The sequence below is a fragment of the Enterococcus sp. 7F3_DIV0205 genome, assembly GCF_002141365.2.
In the GTDB taxonomy this organism is placed as follows: Bacteria; Bacillota; Bacilli; order Lactobacillales; family Enterococcaceae; genus Enterococcus_L; species Enterococcus_L palustris.
Genome location: NZ_CP147244.1, coordinates 2226836 through 2248256 on the forward strand (window position 1 = coordinate 2226836; position 21421 = coordinate 2248256).

The window sequence follows — 21421 nt, forward strand, 5'->3', positions numbered from 1 at the left end:
TCTATTTTCTGATCTAAAAAAAATATATATCTAGTCCATTTTCCATTCGAAGGATTGTAATCAAGTGTATTCTACGGTACTATAAAATTTGGATTAGCGATATCTATTCAGTATTCTCTGAATAAGTATCTTTAAATATTTATAGAGTAGGTGTTTTTTTGGAAAAAAATGAATCTCAAAAATTTGACTATTTAACAATTTTGATAGCTTGTCTTCTCATGATCGTACAAAGAGTATTACTCTCTGCGACCACTATACCTGAGTATGCGACAAACCCTGGAAGGTTTTACCTTTATTCTTTTATGAAGGTCGCAACTGTAGCTGGTCTCGGTCTTGTTCCTTTATACATGGGCTATCACTATCAAAAAATAGTCAGAAAAAAGATATTCAGTTATCTGAGCGGTTTTTTTCTGCTATATGTAGTGATCGCACTGACAAGCAATGTCTTTTTTTATGTTCAATCTTCAACATTAAATCTTCGGGATTACTGGATCATATTATTCCCGATTAGTCAAAACTATTTCACCTATGCTGTGTCTTGCGTACTGTTATTATGTAGTATTCCTACACTAGTAAATTGGCTTTTGTCATTCTCGACGGAGCTTTTGAAAAAAATAATTTTTGGGTTGACGATTGGCTTCGTCATTCTACCTACTTTATTTAGTAAAGACCTTTGGGGATTTCATGATGGAAAAAGTATTGTCTGGATCTTCTATCTATTCTTGGTTGGCTTTGCTTTTAAACAGCTAGAGTTTGACAAGAAATTCAAATTTAAGTTCTTACACGTATGCATTAGTTTAGGTCTTCTCTTTGGGTTAATTTTACTGATGACACAAATTTCATTGTTCGTTAGAGGAGATGCTTCTACAGCAAATCGTTTTTCTGTCCCATTCTCTTTATTTTCGATGTATTATACGTTAAGTTTATTTGCTTTTTCAGAGTCGATTTCACAAAAATTAGGAGTCAAAGTGACTGGCTCTTTAATCGCCGTTAACCTAATCGTCACTCAAATTCTTACGAACTGGGCATTAACGACCTATCGAATTACTACGTTTGAAAAGAAATCTTTTCCAGACTCTGGCAAAAATTGGCTTTTAGATATCTTCCAATTTATAGGTTTGTATTTAATCTCAGCTATTATTTTGACCGTAGTGTGCCTATTACTCCAAAAATCAGCACCGTTCAAAAAACTGAATCGTTATTTGATAGTCGATTCACCTGCTCAATTTTATCAAAAAATACGGTCTGTATTGTCGTGGATTTACAAAAGAAGAGCAATTTTTAATGTAGGTATTTTCTTTTACTTCTTTACATTCTTACAAATCTTTCTACTTGAGAAAAAAGAAGGTTGGGCTCAGACTTTCCAAGTCTTTCTTAAAATATTTATTCAAAGACAATCTATTCTGTTTTTAACAACGATGATCATCATGGGCTTTTTCTTATTGCTCTTATTGCTTACCAATCGTTTTTGGTATGTTTTCACTTTAATCCTAACTGTTGATCTGTTACTGACAGTTTCTAGTGTCATCAAAGTTAATTTACGAGAAGAACCTGTTTTTCCTTCTGATTTAAAAATGTTAAACAGCATATCTGAACTACTTTCTATGGTCAGCCCTATTTTGATTGGGATTGGTATTGTCTTAGTACTATTCTTGACAGTTTCCAGTGTTGTAGTTCAAAGAAAATTACAACATCAGTATTCACTTAGAATCAATTGGAAAAGAAGGGTCATTTGGATTGGCACTTTATTGATCCTATTTTCTGGAGTCTTTTTCATCAATCATAAAAAATCGCCTTCTTATTTTCTTTTTAACCTTTTCAGGGTGAATAAAACGTTCATTGATCAAGGATCTGCAGTGAAAGAAAATGGTCCTATTATTCAATTTTTGAACAATATTGATATCAAAGTAATGGATACACCTGAAAATTATTCAAAGAATAAAATTGAACAAATCATGAAAAAATATGATAAAGAAGCAAACAAAATCAACCAAACAAGAAATGACTGGTTAGAAAACCAAACTCTGATTTTAAACTTAAGCGAAAGCTTTAGTGATCCCGCTCGAATCCCTAATCTTAAGGTCTTGAATGAGCCAATTCCAACTATTAAAGAAGTCATGTCAAATAATACTAGCGGCATCATGCTATCTGTAGGTTACGGCGGTGGTACCGCAAATATGGAATGGCAAGGGTTGACTAGTTTAGACATCAGCAGTTTATCCGCTTCTCTGGTAACACCTTATACCCAATTAGTGAATACTCAAAAAGTCAGTCCTAATATTACAAACTTATTTGATGAAAAAATTGCGATTCATCCTTTTACCGCAGCATTATATAAAAGAAAAGATGTTTTTGAAAAATTCGGTTTCGACAAATTTTACTACATTGATAGCCCAAACAAATTGACCTATACTGATAAAATCGGTAGAAGTCCGAGAATTTCTGATGAATCTGCTTATAAAGAAACCTTAAAAGTATTAAAAAGTAATACCGAAACAACTCAATTCATCCAACTATCGACCATGCAAAATCATATGCCTTATGGTGATTACTATGACCAACTGGATTACAATGCGGAAGGAACTGCTGTTTTGGATAGTAGAAAAGGTGAATTATCGACCTTTATGCAAGGTCTTCACTATACTGATGAAGCGATCAAAGAGTTTATAGAAGAACTAGATACTATTCAAAAACCAATTACTTTTGTCTTTTATGGTGATCACTTACCTTCTATATATAGCGGCAATGATAAGAAAAAATACGGTTTAGAGCACCATGAAACTGATTACTTTATTTATAGCAACGCTTTTAGCCGCGAGCAAACAAAAAAACTGAACAAGAAAGTTGTTTCCCCTCTTAACTTTAATGCATTGGCATTTGAGCAAGCAAATATAAAGGTGACTCCTTTCTACGCATTATTAACACAAGTAACAAATAAACTACCCGCATCCACTATCGATCCAGTCGAAAGTGTTTCCAATCGTTATAACGGGAAGCAAGTCTTTGTTACTGACAAAAATAAAATAATTTTGGAAAAGGATCTGACAAAAGAACAGAAAGTAATCCTAGATGATTATAAGTATATTCAGTACGATTTAGTGGCCGGAGAGCAATACGCTGCAAAGTGGGCTGAACAAAAAGTTGAAAAGTGATCCTTCGTGATAAAAAAGACCGCCCCGCAACGATTCTTTCGTTGTGGGGCGGTCTTTTTAAATGGAGAGATCATTTCAGGTACATAGTCTTTAAAGAATAAGATATCCGACGTGGGAATTATTACACCAATGTCGACATTTTCATCATTAATTTTTCATAGATTAAGGCACCCATCACATGTAACATTAGTCCCGAACGAAGTTTAGCTCGATCCCGAGGACTGCTATACATCAATAAAGAGTGATTACTGATTGATTTTAGTTCATTAGATGACATATTCGTAACCGCGATAATTATTGTTCCACGGCTCTTTACTTTTACCAAGATTTCGTTGACGCTCTCAACTTCACCGCTCAAAGAAAAAACAATCACTACATCTTGCTCCGTACTAATATTCGGTATGCGTTCAGTTGAAAATACATCTGAACAATCGCTAGTCCAAAGATCCAACACGTTTAAGTTATGATTAAATTCAGCTGCCACCTGAGAACTCGAACCAGTTCCAACACAAAAAATTCTTCTTGCCTGAATCAAACAATCACATATTTGCTCGATATTCTCTTCATCCACTAACTTCAATGTTGTTAACAGATCCTTTTTTATTCCTTTGACTATCTGAAAGAAATCAACTTCTGCTGAATGACCACTTTGTTTTTCTTTTCTGGATAGCGTAAATGCATTCTTCAACTCATTAAACGTCGCATAGTTCAATTTCTTACAAGCTCTGATGACGGTAGCATTTGATACATAGAGCTCATCTTTAATATCTTTTAATTTCAATGTTTCTATATTTTCAAATTTTAAAATGAAATCAATGACTTCCTGTTCGGCTTCTGATAATTTTTTATAATTTGAATGGATAACCTTATAAATATCATTCACAACAATCAAATCCTCTCTATCTCAAACCGCTGCTATGCTCCAAAAATAAACGAACTTGCTGACTATTCCATTCATTTCCCACGATATAAATAGGAACTTGCTGCTCTATTTTTTTGAAAAGCAACGATTGATTCTGTTTCTCTTGAAAGAAACGCTTAGGTAAAATCGATAGGCCTGCTCCTTTTTTAATCAGGTCAATCATCAAGTAAATAGAATCAACTTCAACAATTTTACATGTCTGCGGATTGATCAAAGATAGCATCATCTTTCTATACGGACATTCTTTATCCCGGCTGATTAGGTAAATATCGCGTGCACCTGTTGCAGACAGCCAGCCAACCTCTTCATTAAGCAAAAGGTTGTTTCTAAAAGAAGTCATTTTGTTCATCACCAAAATATCAAGTTCTTTTCGTTTGTACATTCCTTCTAAGTGATCGATTGTATCAATAAATAACTCGATTTTAGGTTGATAGTCAATAACATCGGATAACTCAAAATAATTAGAAGCAATTGTTTGCGTACAACCGATTTTTATTGGTATTTTCTCGTAATGTATTTTGATTGCTTCAACTTGATCTAAAATTATCGTTGCGTACTCTAATAATTTTTCACCTTCTGGAAGCAACCTCACACCTCGATTGGTTCTTTCAAATAGTCTAATGGACAATTCTTGTTCTAATAATCTAATCCGTTCAGTTATATTGGACTGAGCATATCCCATCATTCTGGCAGCTTCCGACATAGAACCTGCGTTTATTACACATTGAAAAATCTTCAAATCATTCAATTCCATTTTACCATCCACCCGTTTCTTGCTATCACAATTACCGATACCGTATATCATTTTTTCGTATTATGCAACACTTTTTAAAAAGAATATACTGGGTTTATCAAGAATAGGAGCTGATTTAAAATGAACGCTATGCAATATAAAATTACTTTACCAGATGATTATGATATGGCGCTGATTAGAAACCGAGTCAAAAAAAATGGTTCAAAAACAGATAATTTCCATGATCTATTATTTAAAGCTTATCTTATTTCAGAAAAAGTACAAGGGGCAATTTCAAATTCTTACGCCCCTTTGTATGTATGGAAGAACGCTGATGGAATGAATCAATTTATTTTTGAAGGATTCTACGATAATATTATTAACGATTTCGGCTGGCAAGCAATCCAAATAGGCATTCCTTTAATAATAGATCAACCAGAGTGTTTTACAAGCGCTACTTACTTACTAGAAAAAAATACCCTTATAAATGAGCAATTATCTATGTGCGATGTCCCAAAAGAACTACTGAGAATTCAAGAAACCTTACCTGCAAATAGCTTAGGGAAGTTGATTATTTATAATCCTGACAAATGGCAGGCTACCGTATTTGGATTTTATGCTGAAAAGCCCGCACAAAATGACGCTGCTCTTTATGAAATACTTCATATTTCTGCACCTTAAAACGTAGGTAAAATAAAATCGCTCCCTAAGCATTGCTATTCCTTAGAGAGCGATAACTTATTACTTTATACCTTGTCTCTTAAAACAATGTACTAGATGATCATCCACCATGCCCGTTGCTTGCATGAAAGCATAAACAGTCGTTGTACCTAAAAACTTAAATCCTCGTCTCTTTAAATCTTTGCTGATTTTATCAGATAACGCTGTGGATGCTGGAACCTCTTTGATATTTTCCCAATGATTCTTGATTGGTTCTCCATCTACATAACGCCAAATAAATTGATCAAAACTTCCATATTCCGCTTGAATTTCCATAAAGACTTTTGCATTATTGATCGTTGCATTGATTTTCAATTTATTTCTAATAATCCCTGGATCTTCTAGTAAAGAATCAATTTTTTCTTGTGTGTATTCTGCGATTTTCACGTAATCAAATTGATCGTATGCTTGAGTCAGCGTTTCTCTCTTTTTAAGGATCGTCGACCAACTCAATCCAGCTTGCATACTTTCCAAGATCAGCATTTCAAACAGCTTTTGATCCTCATGTACCGCCGTTCCCCATTCTTCATCGTGGTATTTTGCTTCAAGTTCGTTACTACTGGCCCAATCGCATCGAATTCTCTCCATATCCTACTCCGATCTGTTTTATTTTACTTAAGAATAACACGAGAACGTACGTTTGTAAACCGAACAAAAAAATGACTGGGGCATAACTCTATGAGTCACATCCCAACCACTTTTCAGCCTATTTATCTATCTAACTTACTTGCTGCCTCTTCATCTAAAATGACGGTAAGATTAGGATGCAGTTGTAAAACGGATGCTGGATATTCTTCTGTAACTGGTCCTTGCAGCACGTTCTTAACCATTTCTGCTTTTTTCTCACCGTTCACGATCAAAATCAAGTGTTTTACCCGCATCACACTAACTGGCCCCATAGTCACAAATTCCAATCCTGTTTCCATCATGTCAGGTACAAACCACGGTTCTTCTCCAGAAACTTTTATCTTATAAGTCAAATTCTCAAAACTTGTTGTCGTCGGCATATTTCCACAGAAGTGTCCATCTCCGCCTAAACCAATCAACATGGCATCTAGACCGCCATCCATAGCTAAACGTTTATCTTGATCTGCATAATTTTCTACTGTCAATGGATGAATATTTTCTTCATTGATATTGGCAGGAGTTAAGTATAATTTTCGTAAATCAGTAATTGTTACACCTTCCGCTTGATTTTCTACAGGGATTTCATCAAAATTATAATAATGAACATTGGCATAGTTTGGAGAATCTTTTACGATTTCCACCATTTTTTTATAAACTTCAACAGGAGTATTGCCAGCCGTAATCGATAAGTTGACGCGTTTATCCTGACTCATATGACCTAATAAAATATTTTTAGTTGTTTCACTCATTGCTTCAAAGTTTTTTTCGATGATAATTTTCATTTGGTTCACTCCATTTCCTTTTTATACCTCAATTGTATAATGTGGGAACCATCCCATGTCAATATGTCAAAGTAAATAAATAAACCGTTTTCTTTTTCTGAACATGAAAAAAAGCCGACCTCAAATAAAGGTCAGCTTCACTCACTTATTTATACATTACCCAAAAGTTGGCTGCTTCATTCATTAACTCATCCGCCGTAAATTCTTTTTTAGAATGGCCTTTTGTTTCTGAATCATTTGGATCATTCACCCAGAATTTCCCGTTATTTGTACCACTAAGTACCATAATATGCCCAGTTTCTGTAAACAAACCAGGATTTACGGAGATAATCACAGGATGTTTTTGTTTTAAGTGTTCCTCTACTGAAGCGATATCTGTTTCAAGATCTTGAAATTGATAGCCTTTGACCGTTGCAAAATCAGAGAATATAGACCATGCAGTCCCTTCCCCTTCTACAAAGTAATCATTTTTTGACCAGTTTAGAATATCCTGCGGTGTATAGGACTTGCCATCTAAATAAGAGGATACCATCGCCAACGAAAGGATCGCACATCCATTGATTTCTAAAGTATCTCCATCAGGATTCCCCATACCGTACGGTGTTGATTTCCATTTATCATCGGTTTGTAGTAATAGATTGATTGGCATTCTGTTCGTAAATTTGCTTTGATTCAACTCTTGATTGATTTGTTCAGTATATGTTAGTTTTTTGACTTTTTCTGGTTCTTTTTTACTTTCACTTGTTTCTGTTATTTTCACTTCGTCAGCCTTGCCATCACTGAATAGAGATGAAAAACCGTGTCCTTCTTCCATAGGTGCTATTTTAGCTAAAACGGCTCCTGCGAATGCTGTTACTACTAATAATGCTATGGTATACAATTTTGATTTTTCAGTATTTTTTTGTTTCATGAATATCTCCCTCTTTTAAGTTGAAAGTGTTTGCTGTTTATTTCACTTCCAAACGAGTTACATAGATAGTAATCGGTACTTCTAATATTACTGAATCTAGAAAAAAAAGCAAGTAGGAATAATTATTCACAAAATTATTACGAACATATTTTCTTGAATTATTTACCTTTATTAGGTAGAATAGTAGTATCTGATTGTTCAGAGTCTGATAGTAGTAGTGAATTCGTAAAGGAGGTAGAAGAATGGACAATAATCATAAATCAACAATGAAAAGCATTTCAAAATTGATCAGCCAATCTTCCCAAAGTTTCTTTTCGGCATTTTTAGATGACTCTAAAGATAAGCAGAGCAAAAATAAAGAGCGTGAAGAAATTCTTAAGAAATTACAAGTTGCTTCTGCTCAAAAAAGTTTAGTTGTTTTACAATTAAAAGAAGTGCCGACTTCTCAAAAATTTGAAACAGTTTCTGGATGGATCGTTTCTAAAAGCATAGGCGATTCGATTATGTTAAGGTTACAAGAAGACAATCAACAAATCCGGATGATTACTGTCGAACATATAAAAAAAGTAAGTACCTTATCAAAAAATGACAAACGCCTCATCAAATAAATAAAGCAACCAGAGCGAAACGTTTATGTTTCATCCTCTGGTTGTTTTTTCATTTATTATTTTTATGTCACAAAAAAGACTATAAAGCCCCTGCACAAGAGCACACAAACAAGCTATACTATAAATATCAATGAATTATTATAGTCTCATCAGGAAAATTAGCATGCGAGGCAGGAGGAAAAATCATGTATCTGACAATGTATGACGATAAACACCAAACACTTATTAATAATTACTGCTTATCAGAAAGGAAACTTCGCTACGTTCGCGAGCCTAAAATAGCCCTTTCTTTAATAAAAAAAGACCCTCAACGTCATGCTGTTCTTGTTTTTGAAGGTGAGCATTTAGTGGCCTTCTTAACCCTTTTTGAAGCAAAAGGCAGTAGTCCTTATTCTGACAATCCAAACTGCTTATTAGTGCAAGACCTTTCAACAGACTATCGGCATCTACGTAATGGCTATATCAAACAAGCAGTCCAGCTATTACCAGCATTCGTTCACCAACATTTTTCAACTATCGATCAACTTACGATCATTGTGAACGAAGACAAAGAGTTTACTCAAGCTTTACGTCTGGAAGCAGGATTTAAAGATACGGGCCATAAGCTCTCCCACGTTTATGGATCTCAAGTTTTTTTACAAATCCCTATTTAAAATAAGAAAAGGAGACCGCTCAATGCAGTTAAAATTACTTGATAAACAAAACTACAGCATTATGAAATTCCCTGCTCACACTGAAATCCCAACTTCTTTTTATGAGCTAAAATCCTTTAAAAGCATTACTTACACAAAAGATGAATGTTCTATTATTGCTCCTTTTGACAGTTTACCAACAGAACAAGCACTTTCTGTTGATAACGATTGGATCATTATTCAAGTCGTCGGAGAACTGGATTTTTCCTTAGTTGGGATCTTAAGTCAATTAGCCAATCCACTAGCTGAAAACCAGATTTCAATTTTTGCTTTGTCCACTTACAATACAGACTATCTTCTGATAAAAAACAAGGATAAAGAAAACGCTGTGAGGGTATTACGTAATTACGGGCATACTTTTCAATAATCTCCCCTCCTTTCTCTAAGTCTTGTTACATGCTATTTTATGGGTATTCTACTGACAATCTGCTACAATAAAAGAGACAAAAGGAAATTCGATAAAAGGAGATATATAATGAAAAACGAATACGATAATCCTAATTTTTTCGAAGCATATAGCCAAATGGATCGTTCTAGAAAAGGCCTGGAAGGAGCCGGCGAATGGCATGAGTTAAAAAAGCTACTGCCTGATTTCACTGGAAAGACTGTTTTAGATCTTGGGTGTGGCTACGGTTGGCATTGCCGATATGCAGTTGAAAATGGTGCAGAAAAAGTCGTTGGAATCGATTTATCTGAAAAAATGATCGAGAAAGCTAAAGAAATGACGGATTCTTCAAAAATCAGTTACCATTTAATGGGCATGGAAGAAATTGATGGCTTAGATGAAACCTTTGATATTGTAATCAGTTCGTTAGCTCTTCATTACGTTCCTTCATTTGATGAAATTGCTAAAAAAGTCAATCATTGTTTAAATGCTGGTGGTGTTTTTGTCTTTTCAACAGAGCATCCGATTTTTACAGCACAAGGAACAGAAGACTGGATCTATGATCAAAAAGGCGAGCCGATTTATTGGCCAGTTGATCGCTACTTTGATGAAAGTATTCGGGAAACAACTTTCTTAGGGGAAACGGTGATGAAATACCACAAAACCTTAACTACCTATTTAGACGGATTGTTAACAAATGGCTTTCAAATTACTCGTTTAGTGGAACCAATGCCCGCTCCTGAGATGTTGGAAGCAAGCGCTGAGATGCGCCAAGAACTTCGCAGACCAATGATGTTGCTAGTTTCTGCTAAAAAAAGGCAATGAATCAAAATAGGCAACTTTAAAGGAGGTACACTAAATGCATGATCTAGCCCAAAACATCATGGAAAACTTGATTCCCTTCTTTGACCTCTTCATTTTGGCGTTGAATATTTTTTCTATCGTTGTTTTGATTTGGGGCGTCATTATGGCTGGCATTGATTTTCTAAAAAGTGAGCGAACAGATCGAAATCGGATCGTTATGGCTCGACAAAATAATTTTATCAAAAGCTTTCTAGGCAGCTATATTCTACTAAGCCTAGAAATTCTAATTGCTGCCGATATTATTGAATCGATCATTAAACCAACATTCCAAGATATTTTAAAGCTGGCGATTTTAGTAGTGATTCGAACAGTAATCTCTTATTTCTTGCATAAAGAAATTGAAGACGCGTTGAAAGATAAAGAAAATGAGATCGAAGAAAAAAAGACAAGCTGATTTTGTATCCGCTTGTCTTTTTTTCTACCCTAACCGTTGACTAACTACTTGATGCGTATACTTGATTTGAAGCATTGTGGCACACACCAATGTTACGCCAATAACTGGAAATAATGAACCAATCCACGTACTTAATAAAACTGCGACGCCAACTATCAAGATGGCACCAAAAATCAACTGCCATAGTTTCTTTTTAAGTAACCATTGATTCTCTTTCAATAAATAATGTGTGCCAAATATAATACAGCCACTAATAGCGTAAATCATTTATTCGCCTCCTCTTTACGTCAAACCCCTTCACTTGTCGCAACAGTTTCTTCTTGTTCAACTTGCTGCTCTTGCTCAACTTGAATTTTTTCAAACATTTTAAAGAATGGATAATAAATTGCTAACGAAACCGCAAAACAAACAAAAACCATCACACACGCTACCCAATTCCAATTAGAAGTAATCAATGCTCCTAAAGGTGCTGGGATCGAAAACGGCGGTTTCACCATCATTTTCGGCATCCAGCCAAGAGCGGTAACGATATAAACCAAAATAGTATTCACGATTGGAACCGTAATAAAGGGAATCGCAAGCAGTGGATTCATCACGATCGGCGTTCCAAAAATCACAGGCTCATTGATATTGAAAATTCCTGGTAAAATCGATAATTTACCTAATTGCTTTAAATACTTTGATTTAGAGAATAAGAATAAGAAAACAAGTGCTAATGTTGCCCCAGTTCCGCCCATTTGCGCGTACCATTGATAAAATTGTTCCGTAAAAATATTTGGCAATTGAAAAGCACTCGTCCCATTTTGAAATAACTCCGCATTTTCAATAATCGCTTGATCCCAAAAGGGACGAATGATCGGTCCTAAAACAGCATGACCATGAATGCCTAAAGCCCAGAATAAACAAATCATAAATTGAGTAATAATACCGCCCAAAAGATTATTGCCGGTCAAAAAGACTTTCAAAGGTGAAATCGCTACACTCAGTAGATCGTTTAAATTGAAGTTAAAGAAATGACGAGGAATCCAGAAAACCAAAATCACTAATAATGTTGGCAACAACGCTGCAAATGACTCGCCAACAACAGGAGGAACCCCTTCTGGCATTTTGATTTCTAGCTTCTTCTCCTTTGTAAAACGATAAATCTCAACTGAAATCAGCGCTGCTACAATCGCGCCAAACAACCCTTGTGAGCCAAGTGGTGTAATTGGGATATAACGGCCACCTGCTACTTCATTTCCGGCGATATCTACACCTTCTTGAAGATTGATCGGCATGACCATTAGAAGTGTTGCTAGCATCGAAAGAAAACCACTAGTGATTTTATCCAATTTATACGTATTCCCAAGAAACGAACCAATCGTAAATGCTGCATACAAGGACATCAAACCAACCGTAAAACGAAATGGAACATCTAACGCAGCTAAGTATGGTGCAATCATTTCAGAATATCCAGGAATTGGTAGATTTAACAAAATCGTGAAAAACGAGCCAACGATCGTTAAGGGGAGAATCGAGATCAAACCATTTCTAATCGCTTGTAGATGCCTCTGATTACCGATCGCATTTGCAATCGGTAATAGTTTCATCGCTAAACTATCCAGCGTTTTCATCATAAGAATCAGTCATCCTTTCTTTAATCAAATCCATTATTTTCAATCAATTCTTTAAACCATAAACCTGATTTTTTCACTGTTTTGGCTCCTGTCGCTAGATCTATTCGATAAAAACCATAACGATTTTTATACGCATTGCCCCACGACCAACAGTCTACAAACGTCCACATATGATAGCCTAAACAATTACTTCCTTCCTCCATCGCTTGATTCAAATACGTCAAATGTTCTTTCAAAAAGTCGATCCGATAATCATCTTGAACCATTCCCGCTTCAATAAAGGCTTCTTCACCTTCGATCCCGATTCCATTTTCAGAAACAAACCAATCAATATTGCCATATTCTGTCTGAATTTTTTTAGCAATGTCATAAATTCCTTTAGGATAAATCTCGATTCCACGTGACGTGTTCATTCGTCTACCTGGCATTACGTACTCATCAAAGAACCATTCTGGTGAAAACACACCTTGAGGATTTGGCAGGCATTCCTTGGCTTTGACTCTTCTTGGTCGATAATAATTGATTCCTAGCAAATCAATTCTTGTAGATGCAATAAGGTCAAGATCCGCTTTTGTCACATTGGGCAGTTGGTCATATTCTTCTAAAACTTCTCTCAAACGTTCTGGATACTTTCCTTTCAAAATAGCATCATTGACACTTTTCGTATAAAACAAATCGGCCATTTCAGCAGCATATAAATCTGCTGGATTTTGGCTGCGGGGATAAACAGGTATCACATCCATAATAATTCCAATTCTCCCAGCCAAATTCATTTCACGATAAACCCCAACTGCTTCACAATGGGCTAAAATAATATTGTGCAACACATTCGCTGCCCGTTTAAAATCAACAACATAAGGATAATGACGATCATGCAGATACCCTGCTTCTGCTGGAATCATCGGTTCATTGAAAGTAAACCAATACTTCACTCGATCCCCAAATAACTCAAAGCAAGTTTTAGCGTATTGTTTGTATGCATCGACCACTTCTTTACTCTCAAATCCGCCTTTTTCCTGAAGCACCATCGGCATATCGAAATGATACAGATTGATAAACGGCTCTATGCCTTTGGCAATCAATTCATCGATCATGCCATTGTAAAACGTGACCGCTTCCGGATTGACTGCACCTGTACCATTTGGTATCAAACGTGACCAAGATAACGATGTCCGAAATGAGTTAAAAGAAATATCCTGCATTTTTTGAATGTCTTGTTGATAATCGCGATAAAACAAAGAAGTATTTTCTGTCGTAACTCCATCATAAAAGCGATGATTGTATTCTTTTGATGCATAATCCCAAATATTTTCCCCTTTACCATCCCCAGATTGTCGCCCTTCTGCTTGTGTTGCACTAGACGCTGCTCCCCAGAAAAATGTTTTTGGAAATGTTTTATTCATCCACCGTTCCTCCACTTCTTAAACTAAATTTGACTACTTGGCAGGCATTTGCTATTTCTTACCATACCACCTTGCAGATTGCGCTTTCACAATCTATAATTGGAGTATAGCATTGATTATAATGTTTTGTTATGCGCTTTCATTCCTTTGTGATAAGTAACGCTTTTTGTCATTTTTCACAATTTTGTCACAGTTTGTAACCACAAGGAGGACGCTATGCTTTTTTTAGACTATGTTCCTGATTTAAACCCTTTAGAATACGAGATCTACCACTACATCGCCAATCATTTGAAGATCGTCACTTATATGCGGATCAGAGATTTAGCAGATGAAACACACACTAGTACTGCAAGCATTTTACGTTTTTGTCACAAATTTGAATGCAATGGTTTTTCTGAGTTTAAGGTAAAGCTTCAGTTATACTATGAATCGCTCAACCAAGCTCAAATCGCAGATGTAGATGAAACCCAACATATTCATTTTCTGGAACGTGTCAATGAACCCTTTCTCGATCACAAAATTGATCAGGCAGTTCAATTATTATCCGATAAAGGATTAGTTCTTTTCCTTGGTTCCGGATCATCTGAGCCGATTGCCGCTTATGGTTCTCTTTATTTCACTAACTTATCTCAAACGGCTTTACGCATTGAAGATCCTTCTAACTATCCGATCGAGTGGTTTCCAGATGATATATTAACTCGGACTTGCGTAATCGCCCTTTCCGTTACTGGTGAAACACAAGAAATCATTCATTATATCAAACGCTTAAATACAAAAAAATGCCCGATCATTTCGATCACGAATAGCGACAGTTCAACTATCAGCCGTATGTCCGACTTGAATATTCCTTATACTATCAATCGTGAAACTATTTATAAAACTAGTGACAATCATGATAAAACGATTGAGTTAACTTCACAGTTACCTGCACTTTTTCTGATTGAAAAAATCGCTAAACGTTTACGATTACAGAAAAATATCTAAAGTAAACAAAAAAACAAGCAAGAAAAAGTTTGTCACTTTCTCTTGCTTGTTTTTTCTATATTATGCCTGCCTTGGTAACTCAGCAAAGCCAAACTCATCTTCCTGCATCAGGCGCCATGTGCGTTTCGCTGTATTGTAAATCAAAATCGCAATCACTGGTTCATTTCGGTAGGCAAAGTTTTTGGTTTTCCATAAAGAATCTTCTACTACATGTATTGGAATATGATATTCTTTGCCTTTGATATCCATCTGATCAAAGCAAAAAACAACACCTTCTTGTAAAATCGGCTTCATTTCTTTTAATAATTCACCATCTAGCTTCTCAACTGGAATTCCTCTTTTGAAAAACGTTTTGCGATCATTGACTTTCTCCAAAATCACTCGAGTGATCTTATCCGCTAAAATTCGATAAAACTCATCAATATAACGATAATAGACCCTTGTCATATGATCAACAAATTCAAAAAAGACAAAATCATTTTGTAATTTATAAAAGAAAGGTGAGTGCAGACTTGTTTTCATATGCCCAAAATAAAGAAGCTCTGAAATTTCCAAAGGCGTCAATTCTTTAAGCATTGTCACATCTGAGAAGTCGATCCATTTGATCTCTTCATTCATTTTCCGCCGATGAGCAGTCGCAAAATATTGATCTACGTTCTCTTGTCCACGGATAATCTTCAATCCACTATGCATATCATACTCTCCTTCTTCTGCCGAAGGATTTAGTAAGAGCAGATTCTTAGGGTGATGAACAATGGAGCGGGTAAAGTCCGTATGTGTGATCCCTTTTGATAATACTGCGTTACTTGTCATATCAATATGTACATAAATCAAGTCCAACATTTGTTCCATCACCCCCATCATTTGTCTTCTATTACATTCTACAATATTTCGTAAAGAAAAGCTTGTGTCTTTTATTTTAAGATTCAGTTACAAAGAGTTAAAAAGTGCTCACTTTCTACATCAGTTAGCAGATATATGCTAAAAAATAATGAGCAAACGCTGTATTTTTAAGGTTCCTTTTAAATAATCATATTTATAAAAAAATAAAGATTTTAAACTAGGGTTTCAAATTGTTTTATGATACACTTAAATAAAAAAAGGAGGAAGCTTATGGCCTCAAGAAAAGAACGCCCTAAAAAGAAAAAATCAAGAAAAAGAAATTGGCTGATCAACATCTTCCTATTCTTATTATTGATTGTTGGTTTAGCTTTAGTTTTTAATACACAAATCAGAAATTGGTTGATTCAACAAAACGGAAAAGAATATGCCGTGGAGAAATTGACACCTGAAATCGTTGCAAAAAATAATCAAACGGACACTTCTTTTGACTTTGAAGCAGTTGAATCTCTCAGTACAGAAGCAGTTCTAAAAGCCCAGCTAGCTAATAAGAACCTGCCAGTTGTTGGTGCAGTCGCATTGCCGGATGTAAAAATCAACTTACCGATTTTTAGAGGACTAGACAATGTTGTTTTATTAACTGGTGCAGGGACAATGAAACCTGACCAAGAAATGGGTAAAGGAAATTACGCTCTAGCCAGTCATCGAGTGCAGGATATGATTTCTTTATTCTCACCATTGGAGTATTCAAAACCAGGGGAATTAATTTATACGACTGATTTAAATAATGTTTATACATATAAAATCACTTATGTAGAAAAAATCGATCCTTCTAGAGTAGAGTTGATCGATGATGTTCCAGGTAAAAAGATGATTACTTTAATTACGTGTGGTGATATGTACGCTACAACACGTATTGCCGTTCAAGGTGAATTAGAGTCCGTAACACCGATGAAAAAAGCTACACAAGCTATGACAGATGCGTTTAATATGGAACAATTAACCTTGTAATATAGGCTTACAAATAGAGGATAAAATCGGCTAGTTCTGGTTTTATCCTCTATTTTTTAGCAAAAAAAAGAGCAATCATCAGATTTCTCTGATAATCGCTCCGTGTTTTTTTCGGCTCTAAAACAGTTTAATATTTTTCAGGAGTCAAGAAAAAGTAATCCTTAATCGTCCCGCTCTTATCTACATAAGCAAACATAAACCATTTTCCTTTTGAAACTTTATAGTTTTTCACATTGTAAAAACCTGTTAAAGTTACATTTCCAGGTACAACGACTGGTTCTAATTTAGCTTTTTCGAAGTTATTAAAACCTGCACCACCAAAAAAGTCAAATTCACCAACAACTAAATCAAAATTAGCATTCTTTTTAGTTAATTTTAATACTACTAATTCAGAATTAACCGCTCTACTATTATTCACATCATTCGCAGAAAAATACTGTCCACGACGTGCAGGAATAGTCTCAGAAACTTTTACAGCTGCTTGTGCTTGACTCGGTAATAACGCAAGATTACCTAAGCCAAAAAGAGAAATCAAACCTAAAATAACAATAATTTTTTTCATTATTTCACCTCCTTTTTCTTTTTTAATAATATCAAAAAACATGCTCGAAATCAATATATTTTTTACATTTTATTAGTTTATTTTTACCCTTAAAATCAAAAAATAATTAAAAGAACAAAAAAATAAATTGAATCACCATAGAATAGAGAAAAAAATACCATCAAACACTTTTTAAATTATATTTATATGTTTTTTTATTCAATATTCAATGATTAATTATCCTATAAACCTTTATAAATACATGGATATCTTAGCTAATAAACTGCTGAATAGTTTTTAGAATCGACTATTCCATACCAAAAAAGATCAAAACATTCTTTGTTGATTGAATGCTCTGATCTTTTTGGTTAAAAGTGACTCATTTTTTTCATTCGGTAATAACTATAGCGGATCATTGATAAGATTAACACGATTGGGTACATAAATAACGTGACAGCAAGCCATTCTAAGCTGAATACAGAAATGAATGATATGTGATTAGTAACAGCATAAATCAACGGCATAACGATTGCTAGCACCCCATAATATACACTCATCTCAAATACTACTGTTTTATACAAACGCTTCATAACTCATTTCCCCAATCTCTTTTGACTTTATTTAGTGGTATCTCTCTTTGTCTTTTTTCTACTATTTCATTGTACTTTTTTTTCTTGAGAGATACATCCATCTATGGTCTGAGATTCATCTAAGCAATTTGATCTTCACGTTGTACTGCCCTTATTCTTTTCGCCATTTTGTTTATTCAAACTATGACTATTTAGTTTTATAATGTAGACGGATAGGCATAACGCGGATACAAGCGTCACGACAGAAGATACTCTTTGAATTGTAGTTCCTTCATATTTAAAAGTTAAGCGTCCAGTCCCATTCACCTCTACTTCGCAAAAACCATACGGAATCTCGCTTTTCTTTATTTGGCTAACGGTAGCTTGACCTTCCACTTCTACTTGATATCCTTTATAATAAACAATCGGAAAGAGCAACCTTGTTTTTTTCGTTTCTTGAAAATCCAGTGTCATGGCATCATAATTTCGCTTTAGATTATTAACCTTAGATGAAGATGGTTCAATGATTAACTCGTGAGGATTCATCATATATTTAAAACCACTAGGCAAATATTCACGCCCATATCCCACTATCTCCGGATTTACTTTTGCAAAAAACGAATAAGGAACATGCCGACCTTTTTCAAACATTGTTGTTTTTAATCCCACCTGATAAAAGAGGCATGAAGTAAAAAGTAGTAACCCAATTACAGGTAAGTACGATCGTTGAATTATCTTTTTTTGCGGAAGCAACTGCTCTAATTCTTCGCTAATAAGCCAGCTCATGCACAATGTTACGATCGTAAAGAAACGCCAAGGAAATTGAATACTATTTAGTAGCGTCTGATTAAACAAGCGGTAAGGAAAATAACTGGTAGATAAAAATAAAAATAGATAACTAATAAACAATAATTGTTTCCCTGTTAATGAACGTTTTTTTCCCTTGAACAAAAAGACAGCCATCATAATAAAATTAAAGATTCCTAAATTATTAAACCCGATATTCTGCCATGCATTTTTTAAATAATAGGATAACGGACGAGCTGTTTTTTCTAAATAAAACATCGGATCTGTTTGCACCATTAATTTTTGAAATTGCAGTTGCTCCAGCATGGGAAAGAAATACATAGCAACTAAGCAAAGTGTACTAAATGCGGTAATGACCAAATACAATATCCTTTGTTTCTCCTGTATTAATTTTTTCCAGTTTAAAAGCAAAAATACGATGATAAACAAACAAAAGATAAAAGCTGTAATCAAGTGGCTAGCAAACATCAATGTCATTCCGATCATCAAAAAGTAAAATTGCTTGTAGTCTTCATTAACAATTTTCAACAATCCAATAAATGCGATTGGAAGAATCATTAACGCTAAAACTTCTCCCAAAGCTGCCCTAAAAATCACATCACTTATACGATAAGAAGCTAAACTATAAAGCAATGCAAATAATATACTTTTTTGTCTATTTCTACTCCACAAATGAAAAGAATGGTAACTTATAACAAACGTTAGAAAATTGATTCCGATTAGATAGACGACATATGATTGAGCGATCGTTAATCCTGTTAGTCTTAGTAATGCAGCGGGGTATAGAAGTAAATCTGGATAAAAAATATTCGAGGCATACCCCATACCATTCAAGAAAAAGTAATTGATTTTAGGAAAGTAGTCTCCACTTAATATCGACATCTTTAATCCTTCAATACGCCCTAGATGAAACTGAATGTCATCCCCTAAAAATAGTTGTTGTTGATGAATCATTGATAGATAAATACTGCTGATACTCAAGGCTAAGAACAGACTATATAGTAATAGGAGAAAAAGAGTTTTCTTTTGTTTAATAGATTTCAATTTATCCCCCCCTACTCTTTTTTTTATATTTCTTCTATATGTTTTCATCAATTACATCCGTGATATAGAAATATAATTGATTGATATGTTCCTCATTATCAAGTTCTACAGCTATCGATTTTTGTAGTTCATTAGCGTCTTTAGCCGCTTCAATGTTTTCATAAACTTGTAAAACAGAACCTTTTAGCTTTCCTTTATCTTTCTTCATCAACGCATGAAGGTCATCCAAATTTTTTCCAAGACTTATATTTATTAAACTACTAACATCCTTGATTGTTTCATCTAGATCATTTTTAGGTAATTGTCTTTCTTTAGATGGATTTGAAATCGTCAATGTTTGATTTTTTAATGTAACTAGCTTTTTTTTCTGGTCAAACTGGTAGTCAAAATCGATATAAGTAAATATTTTCAATTCATCTTGCTGATAATACTTATTGATTCCTCTAAAATAAAGACTTTCTCCATCTGTTGTTATTGAATACTCGGTTGGCGCTAAATGAGTATTCGCTGTCACAAAATGCTTATCAAAGACAATTTGAATATCCTTATAGTAGCTTGGTAGTTCTACTGAAAATTTTTCTTTCAGTAATTTTTTTACTTCTTTTTCATCTAACTTTCTATACTCAAATTTCCCAAATGGTTTTTCTTTTTCTCCTTGCCATGTTAAAGGTTTGTCTTTTGCATTCAAAATGTCATGACCGTTGGATGCTGTACATCCACTTAACATAAGAATCAGAAGGACAAACAGCACCATTTTTAATTTTTTTTTCATAACTTATCCTCTCTAACAGTCATTATTCTGGTAAATCAATAGGTTGTGCTGGATGATCTTTAAATTCTTCTTTTGAAAAGTTCAATACAACTCGCTTATCATCATTTGCTAATTCATAAACAAATGCCGCCTCTACCATCTGGTCTTTCTCAACAGGTTCCGCGCCTTTTTTAATCAGCTCCTTGACATCTAATTCAGGATTTTCTTTTGAAAGATTTCCTTTAGTCAATACTTGTTCAGCTTGCGTAGCAGTGATCAGTTTTTGGTTTTCCTCAGGAATCATGGCTTCTTCTTTTTTATTGGTGAATCGATAGCGAATCACTAAAAGAGAATTTTTATCTCCATCTGGCAATTTCATTACTCCATCAATCAAAATAGACATGTTTTCATTTTCAATTTTTATTTCATCTCCACCTTCAGAGTCTTCAGTTTGTTCAGTAGTCAATGAATCCCCTGCCTTAGCATCTTTTTCAACTAAAGTTTCCACACTAGCATCGATTATTTTAGATCTTTCTTTATAATCGCCATCATTTGCAGAATAAAAAATCATTTCTACAAAACCATGGCTAGTTTCGACATAATAAAAATGTGCCCAAACATCTTTGTCCTTAAATTTAGTATTTAGAGTGTATTTTACCGCTGGCTGTTTATTAATTTGATACTCTTGCATATATACACCAGACAATTCTTTGTAATTGTATCGCTTTTGCAATTCAACCCTAGTCTTTTTGGCAAAATCTTGACGGTTTACTTCTGATTTTAAATACGTCAAAATAAATACATGGGAATTACTTTTAGTGTCTTCTCCCCCATATACTGCTTGCCGATTATATGCTTCTTTCCCCGCCTCATCTGTTTTCCATGAGGAAGGCAAATTAATTTCATAGGTTACTCCTTGACCAGAAAATGTCGTCGCTTCTTTAGACAAGTTCTTTGAGCAACCTGTCAACAAAATCATAAAAAAACAGATCATAAAGATTTTTCTATACGTACGTTTCATTCGTTAATCCTTTCTATTTCAGTTGAAGTGAAAACAATCAACTAA

Annotated in this window: 23 protein-coding genes; 9 read left to right on the forward strand and 14 right to left on the reverse strand. The window is 34.6% G+C overall.

The window, feature by feature from the left end; genetic code table 11:
• Nucleotides 1-158 precede the first annotated feature (158 nt).
• Nucleotides 159-3152 (forward strand): LTA synthase family protein, encoded by a 2994-nt coding sequence (locus tag A5821_RS10520; protein WP_249921868.1) that lies wholly within the window; start codon nucleotides 159-161, stop codon nucleotides 3150-3152.
• A 121-nt stretch (nucleotides 3153-3273) separates the two neighbouring features.
• Here the strand turns inward: A5821_RS10520 and A5821_RS10525 are convergent, their stop codons facing one another.
• Both A5821_RS10525 and A5821_RS10530 read right to left on the reverse strand, forming a co-directional pair.
• On the reverse strand, nucleotides 3274-4035 hold the full coding sequence (locus tag A5821_RS10525; protein ID WP_086314530.1) for a MurR/RpiR family transcriptional regulator: 762 nt from the start codon (nucleotides 4033-4035) through the stop codon (nucleotides 3274-3276).
• A 16-nt stretch (nucleotides 4036-4051) separates the two neighbouring features.
• A complete protein-coding gene (locus tag A5821_RS10530; RefSeq protein WP_086314531.1) occupies nucleotides 4052-4828 on the reverse strand; it encodes a LysR family transcriptional regulator in 777 nt (258 codons plus the stop codon).
• Nucleotides 4829-4948: 120 nt separating this feature from the next.
• On the opposite strand from A5821_RS10530, the gene A5821_RS10535 reads away from it, so the two are divergent.
• Complete coding sequence (locus A5821_RS10535; protein WP_086314532.1) at nucleotides 4949-5488, forward strand: DUF4865 family protein; 540 nt, start codon at nucleotides 4949-4951, stop codon at nucleotides 5486-5488.
• A gap of 60 nt (nucleotides 5489-5548) precedes the next feature.
• Here the strand turns inward: A5821_RS10535 and A5821_RS10540 are convergent, their stop codons facing one another.
• The 3 genes from A5821_RS10540 to A5821_RS10550 all read right to left on the reverse strand — a co-directional run bounded on the left by A5821_RS10540 (nucleotide 5549) and on the right by A5821_RS10550 (nucleotide 7846).
• Nucleotides 5549-6115 (reverse strand): DNA-3-methyladenine glycosylase I, encoded by a 567-nt coding sequence (locus tag A5821_RS10540; protein WP_086314533.1) that lies wholly within the window; start codon nucleotides 6113-6115, stop codon nucleotides 5549-5551.
• Between the two features lie 122 nt (nucleotides 6116-6237).
• Nucleotides 6238-6936, reverse strand: coding sequence for a glucosamine-6-phosphate deaminase (locus tag A5821_RS10545; protein WP_086314534.1), 699 nt, complete (start codon nucleotides 6934-6936; stop codon nucleotides 6238-6240).
• Between the two features lie 145 nt (nucleotides 6937-7081).
• Nucleotides 7082-7846 carry a C39 family peptidase gene (locus A5821_RS10550; protein ID WP_086314535.1) on the reverse strand — a complete coding sequence of 255 codons (765 nt, stop codon included), beginning with the start codon at nucleotides 7844-7846 and terminating at the stop codon, nucleotides 7082-7084.
• A 242-nt stretch (nucleotides 7847-8088) separates the two neighbouring features.
• Between A5821_RS10550 and A5821_RS10555 the strand changes: the two genes are divergently transcribed.
• From A5821_RS10555 to A5821_RS10575, 5 genes are all read left to right on the forward strand, one after another.
• Nucleotides 8089-8454, forward strand: a complete 366-nt coding sequence (locus A5821_RS10555; RefSeq protein ID WP_086314536.1) for a hypothetical protein — start codon at nucleotides 8089-8091, stop codon at nucleotides 8452-8454.
• 185 nt (nucleotides 8455-8639) lie between these two features.
• The gene (locus A5821_RS10560; protein ID WP_086314537.1) at nucleotides 8640-9107 is read left to right on the forward strand and encodes a GNAT family N-acetyltransferase; all 468 of its coding nucleotides are present in this window, start codon (nucleotides 8640-8642) and stop codon (nucleotides 9105-9107) included.
• Nucleotides 9108-9129: 22 nt separating this feature from the next.
• Nucleotides 9130-9513: an ACT domain-containing protein gene (locus A5821_RS10565; RefSeq protein WP_086314538.1), complete on the forward strand. Its 384-nt coding sequence runs from the start codon at nucleotides 9130-9132 to the stop codon at nucleotides 9511-9513.
• Nucleotides 9514-9621: 108 nt separating this feature from the next.
• On the forward strand, nucleotides 9622-10356 hold the full coding sequence (locus tag A5821_RS10570) for a class I SAM-dependent methyltransferase (RefSeq protein ID WP_086314539.1): 735 nt from the start codon (nucleotides 9622-9624) through the stop codon (nucleotides 10354-10356).
• Nucleotides 10357-10390: 34 nt separating this feature from the next.
• A complete protein-coding gene (locus tag A5821_RS10575; protein WP_086314540.1) occupies nucleotides 10391-10789 on the forward strand; it encodes a DUF1622 domain-containing protein in 399 nt (132 codons plus the stop codon).
• A gap of 24 nt (nucleotides 10790-10813) precedes the next feature.
• Here the strand turns inward: A5821_RS10575 and A5821_RS10580 are convergent, their stop codons facing one another.
• From A5821_RS10580 to A5821_RS10590, 3 genes are read right to left on the reverse strand one after another with little or no spacing between them, the layout of a single operon-like run.
• On the reverse strand, nucleotides 10814-11056 hold the full coding sequence (locus tag A5821_RS10580) for a hypothetical protein (protein ID WP_086314541.1): 243 nt from the start codon (nucleotides 11054-11056) through the stop codon (nucleotides 10814-10816).
• A gap of 20 nt (nucleotides 11057-11076) precedes the next feature.
• Nucleotides 11077-12402 (reverse strand): PTS sugar transporter subunit IIC, encoded by a 1326-nt coding sequence (locus A5821_RS10585; RefSeq protein WP_086315688.1) that lies wholly within the window; start codon nucleotides 12400-12402, stop codon nucleotides 11077-11079.
• A gap of 23 nt (nucleotides 12403-12425) precedes the next feature.
• Nucleotides 12426-13808, reverse strand: a complete 1383-nt coding sequence (locus A5821_RS10590; protein WP_086314542.1) for a glycoside hydrolase family 1 protein — start codon at nucleotides 13806-13808, stop codon at nucleotides 12426-12428.
• Nucleotides 13809-14024: 216 nt separating this feature from the next.
• Here A5821_RS10590 and A5821_RS10595 point away from each other — a divergent pair, with 216 nt between their 5' ends.
• Entirely contained in the window at nucleotides 14025-14792 is a 768-nt protein-coding gene (locus tag A5821_RS10595) for a MurR/RpiR family transcriptional regulator (protein WP_086314543.1), read from the forward strand.
• 60 nt (nucleotides 14793-14852) lie between these two features.
• Here the strand turns inward: A5821_RS10595 and A5821_RS10600 are convergent, their stop codons facing one another.
• Complete coding sequence (locus A5821_RS10600; RefSeq protein WP_086315689.1) at nucleotides 14853-15635, reverse strand: hypothetical protein; 783 nt, start codon at nucleotides 15633-15635, stop codon at nucleotides 14853-14855.
• A gap of 270 nt (nucleotides 15636-15905) precedes the next feature.
• Here A5821_RS10600 and A5821_RS10605 point away from each other — a divergent pair, with 270 nt between their 5' ends.
• On the forward strand, nucleotides 15906-16643 hold the full coding sequence (locus tag A5821_RS10605) for a class A sortase (protein WP_086314544.1): 738 nt from the start codon (nucleotides 15906-15908) through the stop codon (nucleotides 16641-16643).
• Between the two features lie 127 nt (nucleotides 16644-16770).
• Here A5821_RS10605 and A5821_RS10610 read toward each other — a convergent pair whose 3' ends face one another.
• From A5821_RS10610 to A5821_RS10630, 5 genes are all read right to left on the reverse strand, one after another.
• On the reverse strand, nucleotides 16771-17205 hold the full coding sequence (locus A5821_RS10610; protein WP_086314545.1) for a hypothetical protein: 435 nt from the start codon (nucleotides 17203-17205) through the stop codon (nucleotides 16771-16773).
• Nucleotides 17206-17552: 347 nt separating this feature from the next.
• The gene (locus A5821_RS10615) at nucleotides 17553-17774 is read right to left on the reverse strand and encodes a hypothetical protein (RefSeq protein WP_086314546.1); all 222 of its coding nucleotides are present in this window, start codon (nucleotides 17772-17774) and stop codon (nucleotides 17553-17555) included.
• Nucleotides 17775-17909: 135 nt separating this feature from the next.
• Entirely contained in the window at nucleotides 17910-19604 is a 1695-nt protein-coding gene (locus tag A5821_RS10620; protein WP_170923017.1) for a YfhO family protein, read from the reverse strand.
• A 34-nt stretch (nucleotides 19605-19638) separates the two neighbouring features.
• Entirely contained in the window at nucleotides 19639-20376 is a 738-nt protein-coding gene (locus tag A5821_RS10625; RefSeq protein ID WP_086314548.1) for a hypothetical protein, read from the reverse strand.
• Nucleotides 20377-20398: 22 nt separating this feature from the next.
• The gene (locus tag A5821_RS10630; RefSeq protein ID WP_086314549.1) at nucleotides 20399-21376 is read right to left on the reverse strand and encodes a DUF5067 domain-containing protein; all 978 of its coding nucleotides are present in this window, start codon (nucleotides 21374-21376) and stop codon (nucleotides 20399-20401) included.
• Nucleotides 21377-21421 lie beyond the last annotated feature (45 nt).

Excerpts from the sequence above, each read along its gene's own strand:
- A5821_RS10530 (WP_086314531.1), bottom strand. The coding sequence starts at position 4,828 with ATGGAATTGAATGATTTGAAGATTTTTCAATGTGTAATAAACGCAGGT.
- A5821_RS10535 (WP_086314532.1), top strand. The coding sequence starts at position 4,949 with ATGAACGCTATGCAATATAAAATTACTTTACCAGATGATTATGATATG.
- A5821_RS10540 (WP_086314533.1), bottom strand. The coding sequence starts at position 6,115 with ATGGAGAGAATTCGATGCGATTGGGCCAGTAGTAACGAACTTGAAGCA.
- A5821_RS10545 (WP_086314534.1), bottom strand. The coding sequence starts at position 6,936 with ATGAAAATTATCATCGAAAAAAACTTTGAAGCAATGAGTGAAACAACT.
- A5821_RS10550 (WP_086314535.1), bottom strand. The coding sequence starts at position 7,846 with ATGAAACAAAAAAATACTGAAAAATCAAAATTGTATACCATAGCATTA.
- A5821_RS10555 (WP_086314536.1), top strand. The coding sequence starts at position 8,089 with ATGGACAATAATCATAAATCAACAATGAAAAGCATTTCAAAATTGATC.
- A5821_RS10560 (WP_086314537.1), top strand. The coding sequence starts at position 8,640 with ATGTATCTGACAATGTATGACGATAAACACCAAACACTTATTAATAAT.
- A5821_RS10565 (WP_086314538.1), top strand. The coding sequence starts at position 9,130 with ATGCAGTTAAAATTACTTGATAAACAAAACTACAGCATTATGAAATTC.
- A5821_RS10570 (WP_086314539.1), top strand. The coding sequence starts at position 9,622 with ATGAAAAACGAATACGATAATCCTAATTTTTTCGAAGCATATAGCCAA.
- A5821_RS10575 (WP_086314540.1), top strand. The coding sequence starts at position 10,391 with ATGCATGATCTAGCCCAAAACATCATGGAAAACTTGATTCCCTTCTTT.
- A5821_RS10580 (WP_086314541.1), bottom strand. The coding sequence starts at position 11,056 with ATGATTTACGCTATTAGTGGCTGTATTATATTTGGCACACATTATTTA.
- A5821_RS10585 (WP_086315688.1), bottom strand. The coding sequence starts at position 12,402 with ATGAAAACGCTGGATAGTTTAGCGATGAAACTATTACCGATTGCAAAT.
- A5821_RS10590 (WP_086314542.1), bottom strand. The coding sequence starts at position 13,808 with ATGAATAAAACATTTCCAAAAACATTTTTCTGGGGAGCAGCGTCTAGT.
- A5821_RS10595 (WP_086314543.1), top strand. The coding sequence starts at position 14,025 with ATGCTTTTTTTAGACTATGTTCCTGATTTAAACCCTTTAGAATACGAG.
- A5821_RS10600 (WP_086315689.1), bottom strand. The coding sequence starts at position 15,635 with ATGTTGGACTTGATTTATGTACATATTGATATGACAAGTAACGCAGTA.
- A5821_RS10605 (WP_086314544.1), top strand. The coding sequence starts at position 15,906 with ATGGCCTCAAGAAAAGAACGCCCTAAAAAGAAAAAATCAAGAAAAAGA.
- A5821_RS10610 (WP_086314545.1), bottom strand. The coding sequence starts at position 17,205 with ATGAAAAAAATTATTGTTATTTTAGGTTTGATTTCTCTTTTTGGCTTA.
- A5821_RS10615 (WP_086314546.1), bottom strand. The coding sequence starts at position 17,774 with ATGAAGCGTTTGTATAAAACAGTAGTATTTGAGATGAGTGTATATTAT.
- A5821_RS10625 (WP_086314548.1), bottom strand. The coding sequence starts at position 20,376 with ATGAAAAAAAAATTAAAAATGGTGCTGTTTGTCCTTCTGATTCTTATG.
- A5821_RS10630 (WP_086314549.1), bottom strand. The coding sequence starts at position 21,376 with ATGAAACGTACGTATAGAAAAATCTTTATGATCTGTTTTTTTATGATT.